This is a genomic window from Bacillus cihuensis, assembly GCF_000504145.1.
Classification (GTDB): Bacteria; Bacillota; Bacilli; order Bacillales; family DSM-1321; genus Peribacillus; species Peribacillus huizhouensis.
In genome coordinates, this window is sequence record NZ_KI632497.1 from 35,162 (window position 1) to 54,187 (window position 19,026).

General features: G+C 36.8%; 21 protein-coding genes. 4 read left to right on the plus strand and 17 right to left on the minus strand.

The genetic code is table 11. From position 1 onward, the window contains the following. Positions 1-60: 60 nt before the first annotated feature. The gene (locus tag V179_RS0118400; RefSeq protein ID WP_028392750.1) at positions 61-723 is read right to left on the minus strand and encodes a Rha family transcriptional regulator; all 663 of its coding nucleotides are present in this window, start codon (positions 721-723) and stop codon (positions 61-63) included. A gap of 195 nt (positions 724-918) precedes the next feature. Between V179_RS0118400 and V179_RS31115 the strand changes: the two genes are divergently transcribed. After that, on the plus strand, positions 919-1,092 hold the full coding sequence (locus tag V179_RS31115) for a hypothetical protein (RefSeq protein ID WP_154664019.1): 174 nt from the start codon (positions 919-921) through the stop codon (positions 1,090-1,092). A 96-nt stretch (positions 1,093-1,188) separates the two neighbouring features. Here the strand turns inward: V179_RS31115 and V179_RS0118410 are convergent, their stop codons facing one another. From V179_RS0118410 to V179_RS0118450, 7 genes are all read right to left on the minus strand, one after another. Continuing rightward, positions 1,189-1,458, minus strand: a complete 270-nt coding sequence (locus V179_RS0118410; RefSeq protein WP_152534786.1) for a hypothetical protein — start codon at positions 1,456-1,458, stop codon at positions 1,189-1,191. A gap of 308 nt (positions 1,459-1,766) precedes the next feature. After that, entirely contained in the window at positions 1,767-2,558 is a 792-nt protein-coding gene (locus V179_RS0118425; RefSeq protein ID WP_084552437.1) for a PD-(D/E)XK nuclease-like domain-containing protein, read from the minus strand. Next, on the minus strand, positions 2,539-3,378 hold the full coding sequence (locus V179_RS28340) for a hypothetical protein (protein ID WP_034301997.1): 840 nt from the start codon (positions 3,376-3,378) through the stop codon (positions 2,539-2,541). Before V179_RS28340 ends, V179_RS0118425 begins: the two co-directional genes overlap by 20 nt. A gap of 40 nt (positions 3,379-3,418) precedes the next feature. After that, the gene (locus V179_RS0118435; RefSeq protein ID WP_235179162.1) at positions 3,419-3,574 is read right to left on the minus strand and encodes a hypothetical protein; all 156 of its coding nucleotides are present in this window, start codon (positions 3,572-3,574) and stop codon (positions 3,419-3,421) included. Between the two features lie 43 nt (positions 3,575-3,617). Beyond that, positions 3,618-3,929, minus strand: coding sequence for a hypothetical protein (locus tag V179_RS0118440; protein WP_028392754.1), 312 nt, complete (start codon positions 3,927-3,929; stop codon positions 3,618-3,620). A 20-nt stretch (positions 3,930-3,949) separates the two neighbouring features. Next, positions 3,950-4,210 (minus strand): hypothetical protein, encoded by a 261-nt coding sequence (locus tag V179_RS0118445; protein WP_028392755.1) that lies wholly within the window; start codon positions 4,208-4,210, stop codon positions 3,950-3,952. A gap of 1 nt (position 4,211) precedes the next feature. Continuing rightward, positions 4,212-4,406 carry a helix-turn-helix domain-containing protein gene (locus V179_RS0118450; protein WP_028392756.1) on the minus strand — a complete coding sequence of 65 codons (195 nt, stop codon included), beginning with the start codon at positions 4,404-4,406 and terminating at the stop codon, positions 4,212-4,214. A 234-nt stretch (positions 4,407-4,640) separates the two neighbouring features. Here V179_RS0118450 and V179_RS0118455 point away from each other — a divergent pair, with 234 nt between their 5' ends. The 3 genes from V179_RS0118455 to V179_RS0118465 all read left to right on the plus strand — a co-directional run bounded on the left by V179_RS0118455 (position 4,641) and on the right by V179_RS0118465 (position 6,647). Continuing rightward, a complete protein-coding gene (locus V179_RS0118455) occupies positions 4,641-5,018 on the plus strand; it encodes a helix-turn-helix domain-containing protein (protein WP_028392757.1) in 378 nt (125 codons plus the stop codon). A 108-nt stretch (positions 5,019-5,126) separates the two neighbouring features. Next, entirely contained in the window at positions 5,127-5,336 is a 210-nt protein-coding gene (locus V179_RS0118460) for a helix-turn-helix transcriptional regulator (RefSeq protein WP_028392758.1), read from the plus strand. Between the two features lie 192 nt (positions 5,337-5,528). Beyond that, positions 5,529-6,647 (plus strand): tyrosine-type recombinase/integrase, encoded by a 1,119-nt coding sequence (locus tag V179_RS0118465; protein ID WP_028392759.1) that lies wholly within the window; start codon positions 5,529-5,531, stop codon positions 6,645-6,647. Between the two features lie 47 nt (positions 6,648-6,694). Here the strand turns inward: V179_RS0118465 and mutL are convergent, their stop codons facing one another. From mutL to spoVS, 9 genes are all read right to left on the minus strand, one after another. Continuing rightward, positions 6,695-8,653, minus strand: coding sequence for a DNA mismatch repair endonuclease MutL (gene mutL, locus V179_RS0118470; protein ID WP_028392760.1), 1,959 nt, complete (start codon positions 8,651-8,653; stop codon positions 6,695-6,697). Positions 8,654-8,668: 15 nt separating this feature from the next. After that, the gene (mutS, locus tag V179_RS0118475; RefSeq protein ID WP_028392761.1) at positions 8,669-11,287 is read right to left on the minus strand and encodes a DNA mismatch repair protein MutS; all 2,619 of its coding nucleotides are present in this window, start codon (positions 11,285-11,287) and stop codon (positions 8,669-8,671) included. 222 nt (positions 11,288-11,509) lie between these two features. Continuing rightward, positions 11,510-12,046 carry an outer spore coat protein CotE gene (locus V179_RS0118480; RefSeq protein ID WP_028392762.1) on the minus strand — a complete coding sequence of 179 codons (537 nt, stop codon included), beginning with the start codon at positions 12,044-12,046 and terminating at the stop codon, positions 11,510-11,512. A gap of 234 nt (positions 12,047-12,280) precedes the next feature. Beyond that, positions 12,281-12,709, minus strand: a complete 429-nt coding sequence (locus V179_RS0118485; RefSeq protein ID WP_028392763.1) for a RicAFT regulatory complex protein RicA family protein — start codon at positions 12,707-12,709, stop codon at positions 12,281-12,283. Positions 12,710-12,711: 2 nt separating this feature from the next. Continuing rightward, a complete protein-coding gene (miaB, locus tag V179_RS0118490) occupies positions 12,712-14,253 on the minus strand; it encodes a tRNA (N6-isopentenyl adenosine(37)-C2)-methylthiotransferase MiaB (RefSeq protein WP_028392764.1) in 1,542 nt (513 codons plus the stop codon). A 238-nt stretch (positions 14,254-14,491) separates the two neighbouring features. Continuing rightward, positions 14,492-15,670 carry a glycine C-acetyltransferase gene (locus V179_RS0118495; protein WP_028392765.1) on the minus strand — a complete coding sequence of 393 codons (1,179 nt, stop codon included), beginning with the start codon at positions 15,668-15,670 and terminating at the stop codon, positions 14,492-14,494. A gap of 38 nt (positions 15,671-15,708) precedes the next feature. Continuing rightward, a complete protein-coding gene (tdh, locus tag V179_RS0118500; protein ID WP_028392766.1) occupies positions 15,709-16,749 on the minus strand; it encodes an L-threonine 3-dehydrogenase in 1,041 nt (346 codons plus the stop codon). 644 nt (positions 16,750-17,393) lie between these two features. Continuing rightward, a complete protein-coding gene (locus V179_RS0118505) occupies positions 17,394-18,332 on the minus strand; it encodes a dipeptidase (protein WP_028392767.1) in 939 nt (312 codons plus the stop codon). 126 nt (positions 18,333-18,458) lie between these two features. Beyond that, positions 18,459-18,719: a stage V sporulation protein SpoVS gene (gene spoVS / locus V179_RS0118510; RefSeq protein WP_028392768.1), complete on the minus strand. Its 261-nt coding sequence runs from the start codon at positions 18,717-18,719 to the stop codon at positions 18,459-18,461. Positions 18,720-19,026 lie beyond the last annotated feature (307 nt).

The window sequence follows — 19,026 nt, forward strand, 5'->3', positions numbered from 1 at the left end:
TCGTGTATAATAGGTATATGAATGTTTTTTCTTGAGTCCATTGTTGGCGCAATGGATTTTTTATATTAAAGGTCTCCATGATTGAACCCACGCTAACGCTTCATCAAACTCTGAATCTTTTACATCTTTGTAGCTAGTGACCATAAACGCTCTATGCAAGTTAGAATGAAGCTTAGAGTAAAGCTTACGTTTCGAAAAATTCTGTCTAGTTTCTTCGAGATCCCACAATTTAGCGATACGAAAATTAATTTGTGACTGTAGTACGCTTTGTTTGGCGTGATCTATGGTCATTTTGTTTTTTAATGTGTCTTTTATCTCGGCGACCTCTCCTTTTAACACCCCGACTTCTTCCGACATTTCGATGGATAGTTTCATAGAAGCGACTAATTGTTCTCTTTCTGTCAGCGTTTTTGGTTTCCTTAACTCTTCCTCCATCACTTCGAATTGTTCAATGTAGGACTCCTTGAATTTTGTTGCTTCTTTTCCAGTGTAAGAAAAGGCAAGAAGTGTAAAACCTTTTCGATTCATAACGATTAATGGCATATCTTTGTTTTGGTTATTGATGTAAGAGGACTGCACGAAATTGTGCTCTCTAAATTTATCGCTGCAATCTAAATCTCTAATGTCCTGGAGAACTCTTCGGTGTTCCTTGCCGAAACTTTCAGCCACTTTCAAACTATCTGTAACCGCATGCCCATTTTTCACAAAAACCAATGCCTTCATTTGACATCCTCCCTTTTCTTCAAAACCAATAATTTTTCGTGTCCTACTATATAATAGGCGTGAGCAATCAATGTCGCACAGTTTATTCGAACTGCGACAATTATAAGCAGGTAATTAGCTACTCACTAAAAGTAGGTTACGATTCTGAAACAATAAGTTATAATTAACAGAGCACTATTAAAGGAAGTGTATTAAATGGTTATGAAACAAAAAATTCTTCTCATCACAATTTTAATAATCGGTCTTCCAGTAGCTTTTCTTGCGCCAGAAAGCAGATACGTTTTTCTATTATTACCACTATATGTTGTTATTTCTTTCGGTTTTGAAATTTATGAATGGGTAAAAGAAAAACGAAAAAATTTATACTGATTCACTCTTGTGTTTAATTCATAGTTTGTGTCTACTATCTATTACAACGTTTCGAGCACTTCGGAACTTCCGAGTAGTTCACAGGGATGTTGCGAATTATTCAACGAGTTGTTTTGAACCGTTCGAAAGCTGTATTTGAGACAATATTAGACCCTTCTTCTGCAATTGCCGGACCTTACTTTTAACTTGAGTGTAAGTTTTGCCTAGTTGGTCAGCTATTTCCGTATTGATTCCGTAATAGGAACCATTAGCGTAATGATTAATAACAAATTGCTCATCCGCTTTCGTCCAAGTGGTCCTGGTATCTTCATCAAGCGTGCCGATCATTTCATATAGTGTTTTCCTTGCATCGTTCCAGCACATCATAAAGCCATCGTTATAGGTGGATAGAGTGATGGCTTTTGTACATAGGGGTTTACATTCACAAATTTTCCTTTGTTGCCCGCTTGAAATAAATTTCATATCAACTTTATTTATGATAGGTTTCATTTGTTTTTAATAACCACACGAGTATAATATCCACCAAAGAATGAGAAAAAAATTACACCGAACAAGACGATTGTGCTCATTTAAACTTCCTCCTTTGAAGATTGTTCATCGACAGAGTTACGTTTGTACTGATTTTCAAAGTGAGTTTGAATATCGGTTATGGTGTACCTCATGATGATCTCTCCTTATCCGATTAATTCTCGATAATCCAGGACAGTGTTCAGCATTTTATTTCTACGGCAATAATGACAAGTTCCGCAGCTGTCAGGCTTTTCAACACCAGATTTAACAGCAATAAATCGCTCCATGTTTTTTTGCACATCTTCTAGTTCAATATTTAGGCTAGTATGGTCAACGGTTATGACAGCTTTATCAGGTGGATCTTGCTTAGATACAGCAACAATGAAATTTTCTAACCAGTCACCACCGCGGTTTTGGCTTTCTATCTCCGTATATACTGCCATTTGTGTAATATAGCCGTATGCTTCAACGAAAGAACAGTACCCAATATCTTCACGCCAATACTTTTCATAGATGCCTTTAACGGTCTTTAAATCAGCAAAACGACCATTTCGTGGATTGTAAACATCCATACGAATTTTCCAAGGAGCCCCGAATAAATCACCTGTCATGATTATCTCTTTTTCACCTTGCAGTGCCATCATGACGAATGGATCTAATTTCAGTACCTTAATCATTTCATCAGCTAATTTGTATTCAGCTTTCATTTGACCTTTAGTCGCACCACGAGTGCTAAATAAAATGGGATTCTCTTCCTTGAATTGATCCTGAGTATCATCCAACCATGAGTGAACATAGGAACCGAAGAGCAAAGCATCACTTTTCGGTTCTTCATAATCCCTGTTAAGCTTCGCCATTGTGGCAGCTTCACATTTCAAAAAGCTTTTATACTGAGATACAGAGAAATAATGACGATCAATCTCTTTTGAATAATAATTATCCTTGTTGATTTCCATCTTGTTCACCTTCCTTAAATTGTTGTTCTAGGGACGTTTTAGGCTTTTCCTCTTTCTTAGCATCATTCATATTAAAAAAGTCTTCACGCTTCGCCATTCCGTCTTTAAGCGACTGATTAATACCACTAAGAGTTAAGAAATCTTGTTCAGTAAAAGATTCAAGATTATGCCCCAACTTCGCTTCAACCATCTCTTGAGTAATTCCATATTGAGTCTGGAACCATCTAAGAACTTTAATCAAACGATCTTTTAGAGGTTCGCTATAACTATCCTGCAAAGTCTGCTGACATTGACCAACTGCATTATCGATGATATCTCCAGGAATGATTCCTAGGATACAAGCACGTAACCGCCTTGCCCCGTTATTCGCAACCAATTCATAAATATCTCTCGGATCAGTAAGTTTGTTCATCCTTCCTTTTGCATAACGCTCATGCTTCACTTGGAATATCTTTTCTTGTCGAGTATTTGATTCCATATCCCATGCATAGGCAACTACAGTAGATTCACCGTTCTTTTGTTCAAGCTCCTTGATACCGAAATTAATGTTCCCCCAATACTGAGCGATTGCTTCAGCTAAACGAATAGACGGACCTGTTACCGTTGTGCTACCTCTTGGGTATTGGTAAAGTGCTGTTTCAGCTAAAGATTTACGTTTACAAGCATTAAGCATTTTTAATTCAGATTGATATTCGTTTCTCGGAAATTGCTTTGCTAAGAATATTTGTGACTGAACCTCAGCCATTTCGCGACTTTGTGCAGCTTGAGCGTTAACACTCATACTCGGCTGACCTTCAAATTGAGCTTGTAAGCTATTCATTATTAAAACCTCCTGTGTTTTAATTACGGCAGATTATTTTTCAATGGGCATTAGAGATGGCAGTCTCTATGCCTTTTTCGTCTTCATCAACAATTCCATCCATTTCGTGTATTGCAATAAAACGCGCCTTATACTCCTCTATTTCATCTTGCTCCAAATGAGTGAATTTTTCAGTCAGTGTTTCAACACTTGGCATGTATCCAGCATCGTGACAGTCGCAGAGATAGAAGAAAATTGACTCAGGCATCAGCCATACCATCCAAACGAACATCATCATCCATGAACTTTTCAAACTCACGCATTTCGTACAATCTACGTTCTTCGAGAGAATTATCGTAGAAAGCAGTGATTGCAATATCTGATTCACGGCATCTATAAGAAAACCATTTTGATCCATCATTTTCATAATGTTCAATTAAATTAGCAGGAACTAAGTCAGTAACAAGTTTTTCCGCTTTATCTATTCCGATTATGTGATGGAAAGATAATGAAACTTCTGCTCCATTTCCCAAGGCTTTACTGACAATTTCTAATTTTTGTTCGTTGTTCATGTGAACTCCCCCTTAGATTTTTAGTTTTCATCTAGCCAATCTAATAAGAACTTTTTAGTTCTATCAGCTGGAAAGTACCATTTGCCACCGATTTTGTGTTTAGGAAAGCGAGTATCAAAAAAGAACTTTTCCTGTATTGTGTTCCATGACATACAAGTCCTTCTTTTCAATTCATTGGCATCCCAGAAAACCATTTCGATATCAATTTCCTTGATGCGTTCTTCCAACTTCTCCAGATACAATTGTTTTACTTCGCGTTCGTCAATCTGGATATTCAGCAAATTAATTCACCTTCTGTCGTTGTTGTTCAACCCAATTTAAAAAATCTTCTTTGAAAACACGCAAACTTCCATCAAACTTTACTGCTGGGAAATCCTCATTTTTGAATAACTCGTATACTTTCCCTTTACTGATACGTAGGTACGTCTGAACATCTTTGGCTTTTAAAATATGTGGTAGTTCTAAATTATTTTCCATCCAATCCACCTCCTGATTAACCTATAGGTTAATTCAAGATTAAAAAAATATTTCCTTTTATTACCGCGTTTCCGATTAACTTATAGGTTAATAATATTATTTAATTTCCATATAGTCAATCGTTTATTTAATTTTCTTTTATTTTTTTTCCACTAATTAACCTATAAGTAAATTTTCGTGAATTGAAGAACCTATTTATATATAGTAAATTAATCTATGAAGGTGGTGTTCTGTGTGGATTTTGGAAAGAATTTTTTACAAGCGAGGACCCGAAAAGGTATTGAGCAAAAAGATGCAGCCGCGGCCTTAGAGATTAGTCCTGGTTTTCTTTCAAGAGTAGAAAACAACAAAAGTAAACCAAGTATTGAGCTGATAATGAAAGCTGCAGAATTTTATGGTGTTGAGGAAGGGTTCTTTTTTCAAAAACAAGATGATTTCGATCTTGAAAATTTGTATACAAGAAAAAATGAAAAATTCATCACAGAAATGAACCTCTTATCCGTCAGCGAACTACAAGAAAAATACAATATCACGCTAGACGGAAAAGAGCTTAGCGAAAGGGAATTAAAAGGTATTATTGCTTACTTGCGTTCTCTACGTTCAATGGAATAAGACTTTTCTTCTCATCCCTTTTAGTTTCATTGAGAAAAATTAAAATAATTTCGGAGATGTCAATTTCTTCTTTGCTCATTTTCATCAACTCCTAAAGGAATGGTAACGGTGGCTTACAGAGTCGGTAAGTGCCTACTCCGCTACCATTTGACAAGAAACCGAATGACACAGCAGGAATTAGCCGATCGTATCGGTGTAACGAAACAAACTATATCAAAGTATGTTCATAATTCACAGGTTATGTCATATCAAACCGCTTTGAATATTTCGAAAGTATTAGACTGTCAAATGGAAGATCTTTATGAAATTAAGGAGTAGGCTAAGGGTGGACAAGTTTTGTCTGCTCATCGCCAAAAGTCATCGTTTAAGTTAACTTTATACACAATTTACCACAAAAATAGTTTTTCAAATGCCATCAATTTGTATATTTTGTATTATTTTGTTTTTTATTGTATCATATTTCTAGAACAAATGTTCTATTTTTAAATTATTTTAAAGGAGTTTTTTACTATGGCTAGTTTCAGAAAACGAGGAAGTACTTGGGAGTATAGGATTAAGTATAATGACCCTGTTACTAATAAAAAGAAAGAAAAAACGAAGGGTGGGTTTAAAACTAAAAAAGAAGCTCAAATAGAAGCTGCTGAAATTGAAAAGATGTTTTACTTGAAACAACATACTATCATCCAAAGTAAAGAAGTAGTTGTGAAAGATTGGTTAAATGAATGGCTTGAAATTTACGGAAGCATATGCGAAAAAAGTACATTGAAAACAAGAAAAAGGTATCTTAATAAACAAATCATACCCAGTATTGGTAATTATAAATTGAATCAATTGACTAAGATTGAATATCAAAAATTCATTAATACTCTTATTACTAAAGGTTATAAAAGAAGGACTATACAAACTATCCATTCAATATTTTGTTCAGCAATTAATAAAGCTGTTGAGTTAGAGATGCTCTCGCACAATAAATATCAAGGTATCAAAATTAAAGTTGATGAAAATTCAGAAGACGATAAATTAAATTTTTACTCAAAAGAGGAAGTAAATATCTTTATTGAAGCGGCAAAAAAATCAGCTTTCCATCACTATATGATAGCTATTTTACTACTAAGAACAGGTATGAGGAAAGGTGAAATGTTAGCACTAAATTGGGGTGATGTCGATTGGGAACAAAAAACAATCTCAGTTACCAAAACAAGAAGCGATTTAGGTGTGAAAAAACCTAAAACGAAATCTAGCTATCGAACAATCAGTGTAGATAATACTTTAATAGAGGAATTAAAAAAATATAAGTTGTGGCAAAAGAAGAATAAAATCAAATATGGTTCGGAGTACAAAAATTCAGACTATCTTGTTTTGCGTCCGGATGGAAAAGAGATGGGGGAATACGGAGTTAATAAAGCAATAGATACTATCATAGCAAAAACTGATCTGCACCACATCACCCCACATGGATTAAGGCACACCCATGCAATCATGCTATTGGAAAGTGGCGCAGATATAAAATTCGTTAGCACCCGTTTAGGACATGCTACAGTCAATATGACCGCGGATGTTTATATACACATCACCAAGAAGTATGAGAATGAAAATGTGATGAAGCTAGAAGCGTATTTAAATAATTAAGTGGGCAAATGGTGGGCAGACCATTTGCTAAACACCTCTAAACCTTACTACATCACGCGTTTAAACATCTTCTCCATGTCGTAGCTGGAGTAATGAATAATGATCGGCCTCCCATGCGGGCATGTAAAAGGATCAGATGATTGTCGCAGTTCATCCAATAGTGCTTGGATTTCATCATTGCGAAGATGGCGATTAGCTTTAATCGAAGCTTTACAACTCATTAGGATAGCTGCTTCTTCACGAAGTTTCCTTATATCAACTTTTTTCATGGATAAGAGTTGTTCAATCATTTCTTCAATGATTTCCTGTTCAATTCCTCTAGGGAACCATTGCGGATGGGCTCGTACGATAAAGGAATTATAGCCGAATTCTTCTAAGAAGATGCCAACCTTTTCTAATTCCCCCATATTCTCATTAATGCGAATGCACTCGTCATTAGAAAATTCCAACGTTATAGGGACGAGCAATTCCTGCAGTTCATTTTCAACACGACCTACTTTTTCTGAGAAATACTCATACTTAATTCGTTCTTGAGCTGCGTGCTGATCAATGATATACAGTCCATTTTCATTTTGAGCAAAGATATACGTTCCATGCATTTGACCTATCGGATAAAGAACAGGAACTCTTGGCACATCCTTCGCGATGATTTCTGCTTCTTCCGTATATAATTCTGCCATATTTACTTCATTCTGAAATTCAGTAGTTGATTCCTCAATTACTTGATTATAATTTCCTTCATTTTTTTCAGGAGCTGATTGAAAAACTCTATGTTCTTCCTGGATTTTGTCAGGATATCCTTCGTCACACGGCAAACCAGACTCATTCGAAGTAAACGGCTGACGATTGTTTTGATCATCTTCTCCTTCAATCTTTAAGAAATCTTTCAAAATGGATGGTTTTTTTTGAGCATTTTCTAGTTCTTCATTTCCCTTTTGAACGATATGGCCAAGATCAAGTGTAGTTTGTTCACTTATTGCTTGTTCTTTTTTTACAGGGGCAAATCCACTTGGAATTAATGCTCGTTCTTTAAAGGCGGATTTTATCGTTTCTGTGACAAGCTCGTTCAACTCTTGTTCTTTACTCAATCTTACTTCCATTTTTGCAGGATGTACATTGACATCTACCAATATTGGATCCATTTGAATAGATAGAAGAACTATAGGGTATCTTCCAATTGGGAGTAGCGTGTGAAAGCCTTCCGAGATTGCTTTTGCCAATGGATAATTTTTAATAAATCTCCCATTTATCATCGTTGAGATATAATTTCTAGATGCACGGGTAATCTCCGGTAAAGCAATATAGCCTTGTATTGTGAAGTCTAATGATTCGCCAGTGATTGGGATCATCTTCTTCGCAATATTAATTCCATAAATGGCAGCAAGTACTTGGCGAACATCGCCATTACCATTTGTATGGAGCAGACGTTTGCCATTATGAGTAAGCCGAAACGAGACTTCTGGATTGGAAAGAGCCAGTCGGTTGACGACATCTGTAATATTGCCTAACTCTGTATGGATTGTTTTCATATACTTCAATCGTGCAGGTGTATTATAAAACAAATCAGCAACGAGTAGATCCGTGCCTTTTCTACTAGAATAGGCAGAAAACTCTTTAATAAGTCCTCCTTCAAGTACAATCTTTGTTCCCGGACCTTCTCCTGTACTTGTTTTCATTTCAAATTTTGAAACAGATGCGATACTTGGGAGTGCCTCACCACGAAAACCCAATGTACGAATCCTGAATAAGTCATTTTCATCTTTAATTTTACTAGTCGCGTGACGTTGAAATGCTGTTTTTACATCTTCTGGAAGAATCCCATCCCCATTGTCGATAATTCGAATCGAGGATAATCCTGCCTCTTCAATCTCAATTTCAATGATTGAGCTGTTTGCATCAATCGCATTTTCCACAAGCTCTTTCACAACTGATGCAGGTCGTTCAACTACTTCGCCAGCGGCGATTTTATTCGATAACGCTTCATCGAGTTGGACAATTTTTGCCAAATTATCGCCTCACAATTATTTTAGTTTTTTTTGCAGTTTATAAAGCATATTTAATGCATCAAGTGGTGTCATGTCTAATATTTCTAGCTTTTTTAAATCCTCAAGAACTTTATTTTCTTTTGAAGAAGTGACTTTTCCCTCTGAAGGCAGCGCCTGTTCAAAAAATGATAATTGCGCTTCCTTTTCTTCTTCTTGTTTATGTTGAATGTTTGCTTCATAAACAATCTCAGAGCTAGCTGCTTGCGGGACAGCTAATGTATTTCCTTGTTCAAGCTGTGCAAGAATGATGTTTGCACGGTTGATTAGCGCTTCCGGCAGCTGTGCAAGCTTTGCAACATGGATTCCGTAACTTTTATCTGCCGGACCTTCTTTTATTTTATGCAGAAATACGACATGGCCATTTTGCTCAATAGCACTTACATGTACATTTTTCAACTTAGGTAGTTCTTCATCTAAAACGGTAAGTTCATGATAGTGAGTTGAAAACAGTGTCTTCGCCCCTATTTCTCCATGAATATATTCTATGATTGCTTGAGCAAGAGCCATACCATCATATGTGCTTGTACCACGGCCAATTTCATCAAATAATATTAAGCTATTAGCAGTAGCATTTGTAATGGCATTTCTTGCTTCTAACATTTCAACCATAAAAGTACTTTGCCCAGAAATTAAATCATCCGCTGCGCCAATTCGGGTAAACACCTTATCAAATATCGGTAATATCGCTTCTTCTGCCGGAACATAACAACCGATTTGCGCCATAATAGACGTTAAGGCAATTTGGCGCATATACGTACTTTTCCCCGACATATTCGGACCTGTAATAAGCAAAACTTCTCGTTCAGTGTCCATATAACAGTCGTTAGGTACATACTCCTGTGATTGCAATACTTTCTCAACGACTGGATGTCGACCATTCTGCAATACAATCTTTCTTTCTTCTGAAAATACAGGTTTTACATAATGTCGTTCTTCACTTATCGTCGCAAAGCTTTGTAATACATCTAGCTCACTGATTGTTTTTGCTAGAGCTTGCAAACGAGGGATAAATTCTTTAACACGCTCACGAATCCCCATAAACAGATCATATTCAAGACGAATGCTGTTTTCTTCAGCCTGGAGAATTAATGCTTCTTTTTCTTTTAATTCAGGCGTGATAAACCGCTCTGCATTTGATAATGTCTGTTTCCGTTCATAACGGGTATCATCCAGATTCTGAAGATTTGCTCGCGTTACTTCAATATAGTAACCAAACACTCGATTATAGCCGATTTTCAACGATTTAATTCCGGTTTTTTCTCGTTCTTCTCGTTCAAGCGTAGCAATCCATGTCTTCCCATTCCGACTAGCATCACGGTATGTATCCAGTTCCGCGTGAAACCCATCTTGAATGAAATTCCCTTCTTTTATTGAAAGTGGTGGATTTTCAACTAGCGACGTTTCCAATAAATCTGTCAGTTCTTCACAAGGATCGATTTTTTCAGATAGAGAAGCCATGTCTTCATTTTCAATGCTCGCAATAATATCACGTATATTCGGGAGCTGTTGAAGCGAGCGCTTTAATTGAATTAAATCTCTTGCATTGACATTGCCAAACGCGACCCGACCTGCTAATCTTTCCAGATCATATACTTCTTTTAAACGCTCGCGAAGGTCTTGTCTTTCAAAATAATGACGGATAAGTGTTTCAACAAGATTACTTCTATGACTAATTTGCCCCTTGTCAATTAAAGGACGATCAATCCATTGTTTAAGCATCCTTCCACCCATTGCCGTTTTCGTCTCATCAAGCAGCCATAAAAGTGAACCTTTCTTCCCTTTGCCACGAATGGTTTCAGTTAGTTCTAAATTTATTTTAGAATAATAATCTAATTTCATATAATGATCTATTTCATAGGATTGTACAATTTGCAGATGATCTAAACTTCTCTTCTGAGTCCGAAATATATAATGCATCAGTCTGGAAGTAGTTTTTATACTCTTTGGATCATGTAACTTTGATAATAAGTTTGAAAACTGATCGCTAACATCGATTTGATCTTCAAAAGAAAGTGCGGAAACACCTCGATCCTTCAATTGCTTTTGCCGATCTTCTTGAAAATCAGCTGCTAATACGACCTCTCTCGCTCCAACGATCGCTAATTCATTAAATATGCTATCAAACGAACCATCTGTAACGGTAACCTTACTTTCCCCAGTCGTTAAATCGGCATAAACAAATCCAAATGTCCCATCAAAAAAATCAGAGATAGAGGCAATGTAATTATTTTCTTTTTCATCCATCCCTTTGCCGTCCATTTTCGTACCGGGGGTTATTAATTGGACTACTTCACGACGAACGACTCCTTTCGCTTGCTTAGGGTCTTCGGTTTGCTCACAAATTGCGACTTTATATCCTCGCTCTATTAAAACATCTATATATGAAGCTGCAGAGTGATAAGGGATTCCACACATCGGAATGCGGTCTTCACTACCACCGCGACTTGTCAACGTAATTTCAAGTTCTTGAGAAGCGGATACAGCATCCTCAAAAAACATTTCATAAAAATCGCCTAAACGAAAAAATAAAAAGGCATCTTGATATTCTGCCTTGATTTTTAAATATTGTTGCATCATTGGCGTATTTGCTGCCATCGTTTCAAAACCTTTCATGCTAGATCTATGTTTTGATTTATTATAACATACGGCCTATCCCGGTTTCACGCATACTCTTTTAGAAAAATGTCAATCAAAAGATTCAAATCATTCAATTTACTTATTAAAATCAGTAATATTCTTATCCATAATGAAACCGGATGAACGACTGCACATCCGGTCTTATTGCAAGTGCTTAAGTTATATTATTGAATGATTGATTTATTCATCTTCAAATTCATCAAGAAAATCTGGATCAAGATCTTCGAAATCATCGTCTAAATCTGAATACCAGTCATCATCATCACAGCCATGTGGATTAACAGCAACACAAACCTTCGTTTCTCCAATGACTTCCACAAAGAATTCCCGTTCCACATGAACTATAATTTTTTGTCCACATGGGGAAATGCAGGCTTCAATACAATTTGGCTGTTGTACAGCTTTTGCTATGACATCATGATCATCTTGACAATCAGGATCACGATATTTTAACGAGATAACATCACAATACGTAACCTTTTCCGTGACGACTTCGGTTTTTGTATTATGATTATAAGAATACCAAACGTTAATCTCGTAGCTGCCGCGAATTTCTACCTTTTTGCCTACTTTCTCTGCCTCATACTTATGGTTGATGATCCAACAACCTAGAATACTAGTGGGATGATGAGCCGGGCAAATGGTGTGTTGGGACTTGGTAAATTTCCGTCCTTTCGCAACCACCGCTTTGGTTATAATCTCTCTATAGTGTGACATGCTAGCGAACCCTCCTCATACAGTTTCCATTCATCCTATGCGTGTAAAAAGTCTAGTGTGCAAGTTATTTTTATTTAGAAACTGGATGTAATTAGATTTTTAACCTACACTAGTCTATGCGTCCACATAGGGATATGTGTCATAGCTTGTAGGAGTCTGCGTTAGTAAGAATCAGTAGTGATATCACGCAAAAAGAAAGAGGATGTCCCTAATTGGGGCATCCTCTTTCTTTTTTTATGAACAACTATTACCGCCTGCGCGTACTTTAGAACCCGTTTCGCCACTTAAAAGATCGCCTTCAGTCGTTTCAATAATAATATCTGTTACACGATTAGATATTTGTGAAGCGACCATCTGTAGTAAGTCGTTTACATCTACCTGTGACTGTTTGAATTCCTGAACAATTGGTAATTCATCCAATTCTGTTTCAAGTGCGGTAAGTTTACTCTGTGTTTGTTGATAAGCTTTTTCTTTGCCGTAATTTTGGAAATTAACTGCTTGTTTTTGTAGACTCTTCATGCTCGCAATCATTTCACGTACTTTTTGATTTTCATTGATTTGAGCTTCTGCGCGTTTGAAAAAGTCGACTTCATCTGTTTCTGCAATCATTTTCGCTAAATCTGCTGCTTTAGCTAGAATTTCATCTTTTGTAAAGTTCGCCATCCTTATTCCCCCTTGATCGCTGCCACTTCTTCAACCATATCACCTTTTAACGACCATGTTTTTGCTTCGATTACTTTCACCTTCACAATTTGGCCGATTGCAGATTTAGGTCCTTTGAAGTTGACTAATTTATTTTTCGTCGTATACCCAGCTAGAACGTCTGGATTGTTTTTACTTTCACCTTCGACAAGAACTTCAACGATTTGACCTTCGTATGCCTTCATTTTTTCAGCAGAAGTTTCGTTTACAAGTGCATTCAATCGTTGCAAACGTTCTTTTTTGACTTCCATTGGGATGTTATCCTTCATTTTCGCAGCAGGAGTGCCTTCACGTGGTGAGTAAATAAACGTATATGCTGCATCGAATCCGACCTCACGGAATAAAGATAATGTTTCTTCGAATTGTTCTTCTGTTTCATTTGGGAAACCGACAATAATATCCGTTGTTAAGGTAGCATTCGGAATCGCTGCTTTAATTTTTCTTACAAGCTCCAAATACTGCTCTCTCGTATATTTTCGAGCCATGATTTTCAAAATATCACTGCTACCAGATTGGACTGGTAAATGGATATGCTCGAGAAGATTACCACCTTTTGCAAGAACTTCAATTAAATGATCATCGAAATCACGCGGATGGCTTGTAGTGAAGCGAACACGCGGTATATCAATTTTGCGTATTTCGTCCATAAGATCCCCTAGACCGTATTGGATATCTTCTAAATCTTTTCCATAAGCATTTACGTTTTGGCCAAGTAAGGTGACTTCCTTATAACCTTGTGCTGCAAGATGACGCACTTCCTGAATAATTTCTTCAGGGCGACGACTTCTTTCTTTTCCTCTTGTATAGGGAACAATACAGTAGGTACAGAATTTATCACAACCGTACATGATATTTACCCAAGCCTTCGTTTTCCCTTTACGGACTTTAGGTAGGTTTTCAATAACGTCTCCTTCTTTAGACCATACTTCAATGACCATTTCCTTGGACATATAGGCATCATGTAAAATATGAGGCAAGCGATGGATGTTATGTGTACCAAAAATCATATCAACAAAACCATGCTTAGATAGAATTCGATTTACAACCGATTCTTCTTGAGACATACAGCCACATACACCAAGCAGTAAATCCGGTTTTTCCAGTTTCAATGATTTTAAATGACCGAGTTCCCCAAATACTTTATTCTCAGCATTTTCTCGTATTGCACATGTATTAAGCAAGATTACATTGGCATCGTCAACTGTGTCAGTTGCTTCATATCCTAATGCCATAAAAATACCAGCCATAACCTCTGTATCATGTTCATTCATTTGACAGCCATAAGTACGAATAAAAAACTTACGCCCCTCTCCCAATCCTTTTAATTGTTCTGGGATGGCAAATTGATCATATTTTACTTCTTCTTTACCGCGTTTTTTCGCTTCCTTCAAGGAAGGAGGAACGTATACAGCTTGGAAATATTTGCTGTAGTCCTTTTCGGATTTTTTGTCCGCTGGCTTTTCAGCAGTTATTTGTTGCGTTTCCAGGCGTTGTTTTTCGTTCAAGAATATCCCCTCTTTCAATTCCATTTGCATGTATCATTCATACATTTCATTATTCTTGACTTACAACATACCATTTTAAACTATTAAAGGAATTTCAACAATCCTTTATCCTTTTTGTTCGGATTTTGCACCCGAATTAATAATATCTAAAAGTTCCATTCCTTCGTTTATCATGCTATTTACGTATTTTTATACTAGATGTAATCGAAGTGGGGTTCTGCATTATGGGAAACCCATCTTATTGAATAATTCCAAGCTCTTTTCCAGCCTTCTCAAAAGCTTTCAACGCTTGTTGTAATTCTTCCTGAGAATGCTGAGCTGTTACAATTGTTCGAATTCGAGCTTTTCCTTTTGCTACAGTTGGGAAAGCGATGCCTTGTGCAAAAACTCCGTATTTTAACAATTTATCTGAAAATTGATGGGATAATCCTTCCTCGCCAACTATTACTGGTGTTATAGGTGTTTCACTATTTCCTGTATTAAAGCCTAATTTGTTCAAACCTTCCTTTAAGTAATTGGTATTATTCCAAAGCTTTTCTATTCTTTCTGGCTCTTCTAACAAAACATCCACCGCTTCCATACAAGCCAACGTAACGGCAGGCGGGTGCGACGTACTAAATAAAAATGGACGGCCCTTATGAATTACATAATCGATTAATGTTCTTGTACTTGCAACATAACCACCGAGCACTCCAATTGCTTTACTAAGCGTACCTACCTGTATATGCACTCGACCATCTAAACCGAAATGGTTAACAGTTCCACGACCGTTCTCCCCTAATACACCTGATCCATGCGCATCATCAACCATAACAAGTGCATGATATTTCTCGGCTAGTTCTACAATGGCAGGAAGAGGAGCAATGTCGCCATCCATTGAAAATACTCCGTCTGTGACGATTAGCCTATTTCGATACGCCTGCGTTTCTTTTAGTTTCTGCTCCAACGATCCCATATCAATATGTTTATATACTTTACGTGCCGCTTTCGTTAAACGGATTCCATCAATGATAGAGGCGTGATTCAATTCATCCGAAATTACAACATCTTGATCTGTCATAATAGCTGAAAGCACGCCCTGGTTAGTTGTAAATCCTGATTGAAATACGAGCGCCGCTTCAGTGTGTTTAAACTTCGCTAATTTTTCTTCAAGTTTATTATGCATAGTAAATGTTCCTGCAATAGTACGGACAGATCCTGTCCCAGCTCCAAATTGCTCAACTGCAGCCATTGCTGCTTTTTTCAATCTTGGATGATTGGTTAAACCTAAATAGTTATTTGAAGAAAGCTGTATCACACTTCTTCCATCAATTATAACTTTTGATCCTTGTTCAGATTCTAATTCCATTAAACTTCGAAATACACCTTGCTTTTGCATTGCATCTAATTCTTTCTGTAAATACTCAAACCCCTTCATCACTATTCCTCCCAACATGTAATGTATTAATCTATTAATTACGGATGCAAAATTACTTTTCCACATTGCCCTTTAATCATCAAATCAAACCCTTTTGCAAATTCATTTAATGGAAAATGATGAGTAATCAATGACCCAATATTAACCTGACCTGATGCTAATAAGTTTGAAACCTGCTGCCACGTTGTAAACATGAGTCTACCAGTAATTCCTTGCACGGTAATTCCTTTAAATACGATATCCTCGGTTATGTTAACTTCTACTGGTTCTGAAGGTAAACTTAAAATCGATAGACGTCCACCATTTGTAATCATTTTAAACCCTTGCTTGATAGCTGTTGGATGTCCACTCATTTCACAAACAACATCGACACCGCATCCATTGGTAAGCTGTTCTACGTAAGCTATTGGATCAATGAGTTTTGAATGAATGGTATGTGACGCACCCATTTTTTTCGCCAACTTTAATCGATAATCATTTATATCGATAGCAAGAACAGTTGATGCACCTACCGCTTTTGCTACAGCAATTGCCATCAATCCAATCGGGCCACAACCAATAATCGCCATATTCTTTCCTGCTACATCCCCAGACAGTACTGTATGAACAGCATTGCCCATCGGCTCTTGAATTGATGCAATATCTGAGTCCATATCTACTGGATTCCTCCACAAGTTTCCTGCTGGAAGTGCTACATATTCTGCAAAGCATCCTTGCGTATCCACACCTACTATTTTTGTATTTTTACAGATATGAAATTTACCTGCTAAACATTGCAGACATGCACCACAAACAATATGGGTTTCTGCAGATACAAAATCTCCTACTTTTATACTCGTAACATGTGCACCAATTTCTACTACCTCACCTGAAAATTCATGACCAAACACATAAGGAGGATTCACCCTTCTTCTTGACCATTCATCCCATGTATAAATGTGCACATCCGTACCACATATGGATGTAGCTTTAACTTTTATCAGTACTTCTCCATCATCTATCTTTGGAATATCGACCGTTTGTAATTCAGCCCCATACCCCCGCTTATGCTTTACAATCGCTTTCATTTTTCCGTTCATCATGTACACTCTCCCTACATAAAAACAAGGATAATATTTAATCGGATTGTAAAACGTCAATATTTATTGCATTAAATCTATATATTTTTATATTAAAGTTCATTCATTTGATTAATCTCTCTTGATGTAATGCTTTTCTGTGCTAAAAGCAACGATTGAATTGAGCGTCTTTATCGCTTCTAAGTAAATTGTACTGGCACATTTATCTTGTTGACGGGCTGATGCCTGAAACCCACACAACAAAGTACGCATACAATATCTTGTACTGTAGCACTCATATAAAGGAGGGAAACAAATGGGTCAAAAGCATAATTGCGGAATCCGTTCATTTGAAGAAGTTGGTCCGGCTACTTGCTTTAAACCGAGTCATTCATGTTCTTGCAACCATTCAAATCACTATAAATGCTTCAAACCATGCTCTTGTGATAAAGAACATTGCGACCATTCTACAATAAATATTGTGAATCATAACCATAACACCAACCATCACAGAAATAATTGCGGCGGTTTATTTTCATTCAACTTCTGCGGCCATCACAGAAACAATCGTTGTACCTGTCATGACAACTTCTAATATATGAAGGTTTATTAAAATCTTTTTTAGACAGACTATGAGATTATAGTCTGTCTTTATGTGCAATCATTTAAAGAATTTCTTGTGATACAAAAGGAAACTTCTTTGCAAAATTATTAAACAATAGATCTTGAACAAAATCAGCTGAGTAATACTTTGTTAGAATATTGATTAATTCAAAATAACCACGATAATTTGTTAAGCCTATAACTTTATCATCAATTCCATCAAAATCGGAACCGAAGCCAAGATTTTTTTGTCCACCAAGGCTCCCAACATAATCAATATGCTTTAACACATCTTTAATGGTCGCCTTTTTATCTTTTTTGAGAAATTCAGGTACGAATGTGATCCCAATAGGTGCTCCTTTGTTTATTAATGCAGAAATTTGGTCATCTCGAAGATTTCTTCGATGCGGGCAAAGTTTATACGCATTCGAGTGAGAAGCAATAATATCATTTGCCAGTTCAATTACATCCCAGAAAGCTCGCTCTGATAAATGGGAAACATCAGTCCATACTTTATTCTCATTTAATACTTGAATCACATTTTCTCCAAATCGCGTTAAACCCGCTCCTCTTTGCTCCTTAGCACCGTCTGCCACCATATTCGCAAAATTCCATGTAAGTCCCACTGATCGAACTCCAAGCCTTAATAAAGTCTTTAGTTTCAATATGTCTGCACCAATACAGTCACACCCTTCAAGAGTTAATATAGCCCCAACTTGATCATGTTTTAGATTTTGAATGTCTTCATTCGTACGGATCCAGATTATATTCGGTAATGAAACGATTTTGGTAACAAACAACTCGACCATGGACAATGCAGCCATAAAACGAAGATCTGGGTGAACTTGTTCCGGTATGTAGATGGCAAAGCATTGCACCTTTCCTCCGATTTCTTTTAATGATTCATATGTTATATCTAATTTAGTTTGATCATGAAAGGAAATTGTCGCATCAGTAAACATTTTCATCAAAACGTCACAATGAGCATCGAATATTTTCATGTTGAGATTCCTTCCTTTATCTTTTTTATTTCAGAAATACATATAAATAAATAATGTCATTGACGTCTTTTCCCCAATAAAAAGAACCTGCTTGGCTATGCAAACAGGAAATTTTGAACTTTATTTTCATCTGGGCTCTATGATTAGTTTTATAGCTGTTCTCTCTTCACCATCAATCTTAATGTCTGTAAAGGCAGGTATACAGATCAAGTCCATTCCACTAGGAGCTACAAATCCTCTTGCGATTGCTACTGCCTTGACAGCTTGATTTAACGCCCCTGCACCAATAGCTTGTATTTCCGCGGATCCTCTTTCTCTTAGAACCCCGGCTAGGGCGCCTGCTACAGAATTAGGATTAGATTTTGCTGAAACCTTTAATATTTCCATTCCTAGCCCTCCTCGTTTTCCATTACCTATTTGAAATTTTCTCAAAAGGTATGACTCTATCCACTGCTACTATATTCATGAATAAAATCAGGTATGACAAGAAGGGAAAATAAAGTGAAACTTCTGTTAGCTACGGGCTTTCGCAAACGGTTAGTCCTGTTCTACTGTCGCTAAGATCTTCGCTTTTCGCTTCGATCAATCGGGCTTTTACGGACAGCTTTCTCTATTCAAATGCCTCAAATTTCTCTACATAAATTCGTAGTATGAAGATGTTACTGTCCGTTAATGCCGGACAAAGTGAAAAACA

What these genes read in the sequence shown, in the direction of transcription:
- tdh (WP_028392766.1), bottom strand. Translation starts at nt 16,749, where the DNA reads ATGAACGGAAAAATGAAAGCGATTGTAAAGCATAAGCGGGGGTATGGG.
- V179_RS0118495 (WP_028392765.1), bottom strand. Translation starts at nt 15,670, where the DNA reads ATGAAGGGGTTTGAGTATTTACAGAAAGAATTAGATGCAATGCAAAAG.
- V179_RS0118485 (WP_028392763.1), bottom strand. Translation starts at nt 12,709, where the DNA reads ATGGCGAACTTTACAAAAGATGAAATTCTAGCTAAAGCAGCAGATTTA.
- V179_RS31115 (WP_154664019.1), top strand. Translation starts at nt 919, where the DNA reads ATGGTTATGAAACAAAAAATTCTTCTCATCACAATTTTAATAATCGGT.
- V179_RS0118425 (WP_084552437.1), bottom strand. Translation starts at nt 2,558, where the DNA reads ATGGAAATCAACAAGGATAATTATTATTCAAAAGAGATTGATCGTCAT.
- spoVS (WP_028392768.1), bottom strand. Translation starts at nt 18,719, where the DNA reads ATGGAAATATTAAAGGTTTCAGCAAAATCTAATCCTAATTCTGTAGCA.
- V179_RS0118410 (WP_152534786.1), bottom strand. Translation starts at nt 1,458, where the DNA reads ATGATGTGCTGGAACGATGCAAGGAAAACACTATATGAAATGATCGGC.
- V179_RS0118440 (WP_028392754.1), bottom strand. Translation starts at nt 3,929, where the DNA reads ATGAACAACGAACAAAAATTAGAAATTGTCAGTAAAGCCTTGGGAAAT.
- V179_RS28340 (WP_034301997.1), bottom strand. Translation starts at nt 3,378, where the DNA reads ATGAATAGCTTACAAGCTCAATTTGAAGGTCAGCCGAGTATGAGTGTT.
- V179_RS0118400 (WP_028392750.1), bottom strand. Translation starts at nt 723, where the DNA reads ATGAAGGCATTGGTTTTTGTGAAAAATGGGCATGCGGTTACAGATAGT.
- V179_RS0118465 (WP_028392759.1), top strand. Translation starts at nt 5,529, where the DNA reads ATGGCTAGTTTCAGAAAACGAGGAAGTACTTGGGAGTATAGGATTAAG.
- V179_RS0118450 (WP_028392756.1), bottom strand. Translation starts at nt 4,406, where the DNA reads ATGGAAAATAATTTAGAACTACCACATATTTTAAAAGCCAAAGATGTT.
- V179_RS0118480 (WP_028392762.1), bottom strand. Translation starts at nt 12,046, where the DNA reads ATGTCACACTATAGAGAGATTATAACCAAAGCGGTGGTTGCGAAAGGA.
- V179_RS0118505 (WP_028392767.1), bottom strand. Translation starts at nt 18,332, where the DNA reads ATGAAAATATTCGATGCTCATTGTGACGTTTTGATGAAAATGTTTACT.
- mutS (WP_028392761.1), bottom strand. Translation starts at nt 11,287, where the DNA reads ATGGCAGCAAATACGCCAATGATGCAACAATATTTAAAAATCAAGGCA.
- V179_RS0118435 (WP_235179162.1), bottom strand. Translation starts at nt 3,574, where the DNA reads ATGCCAAGTGTTGAAACACTGACTGAAAAATTCACTCATTTGGAGCAA.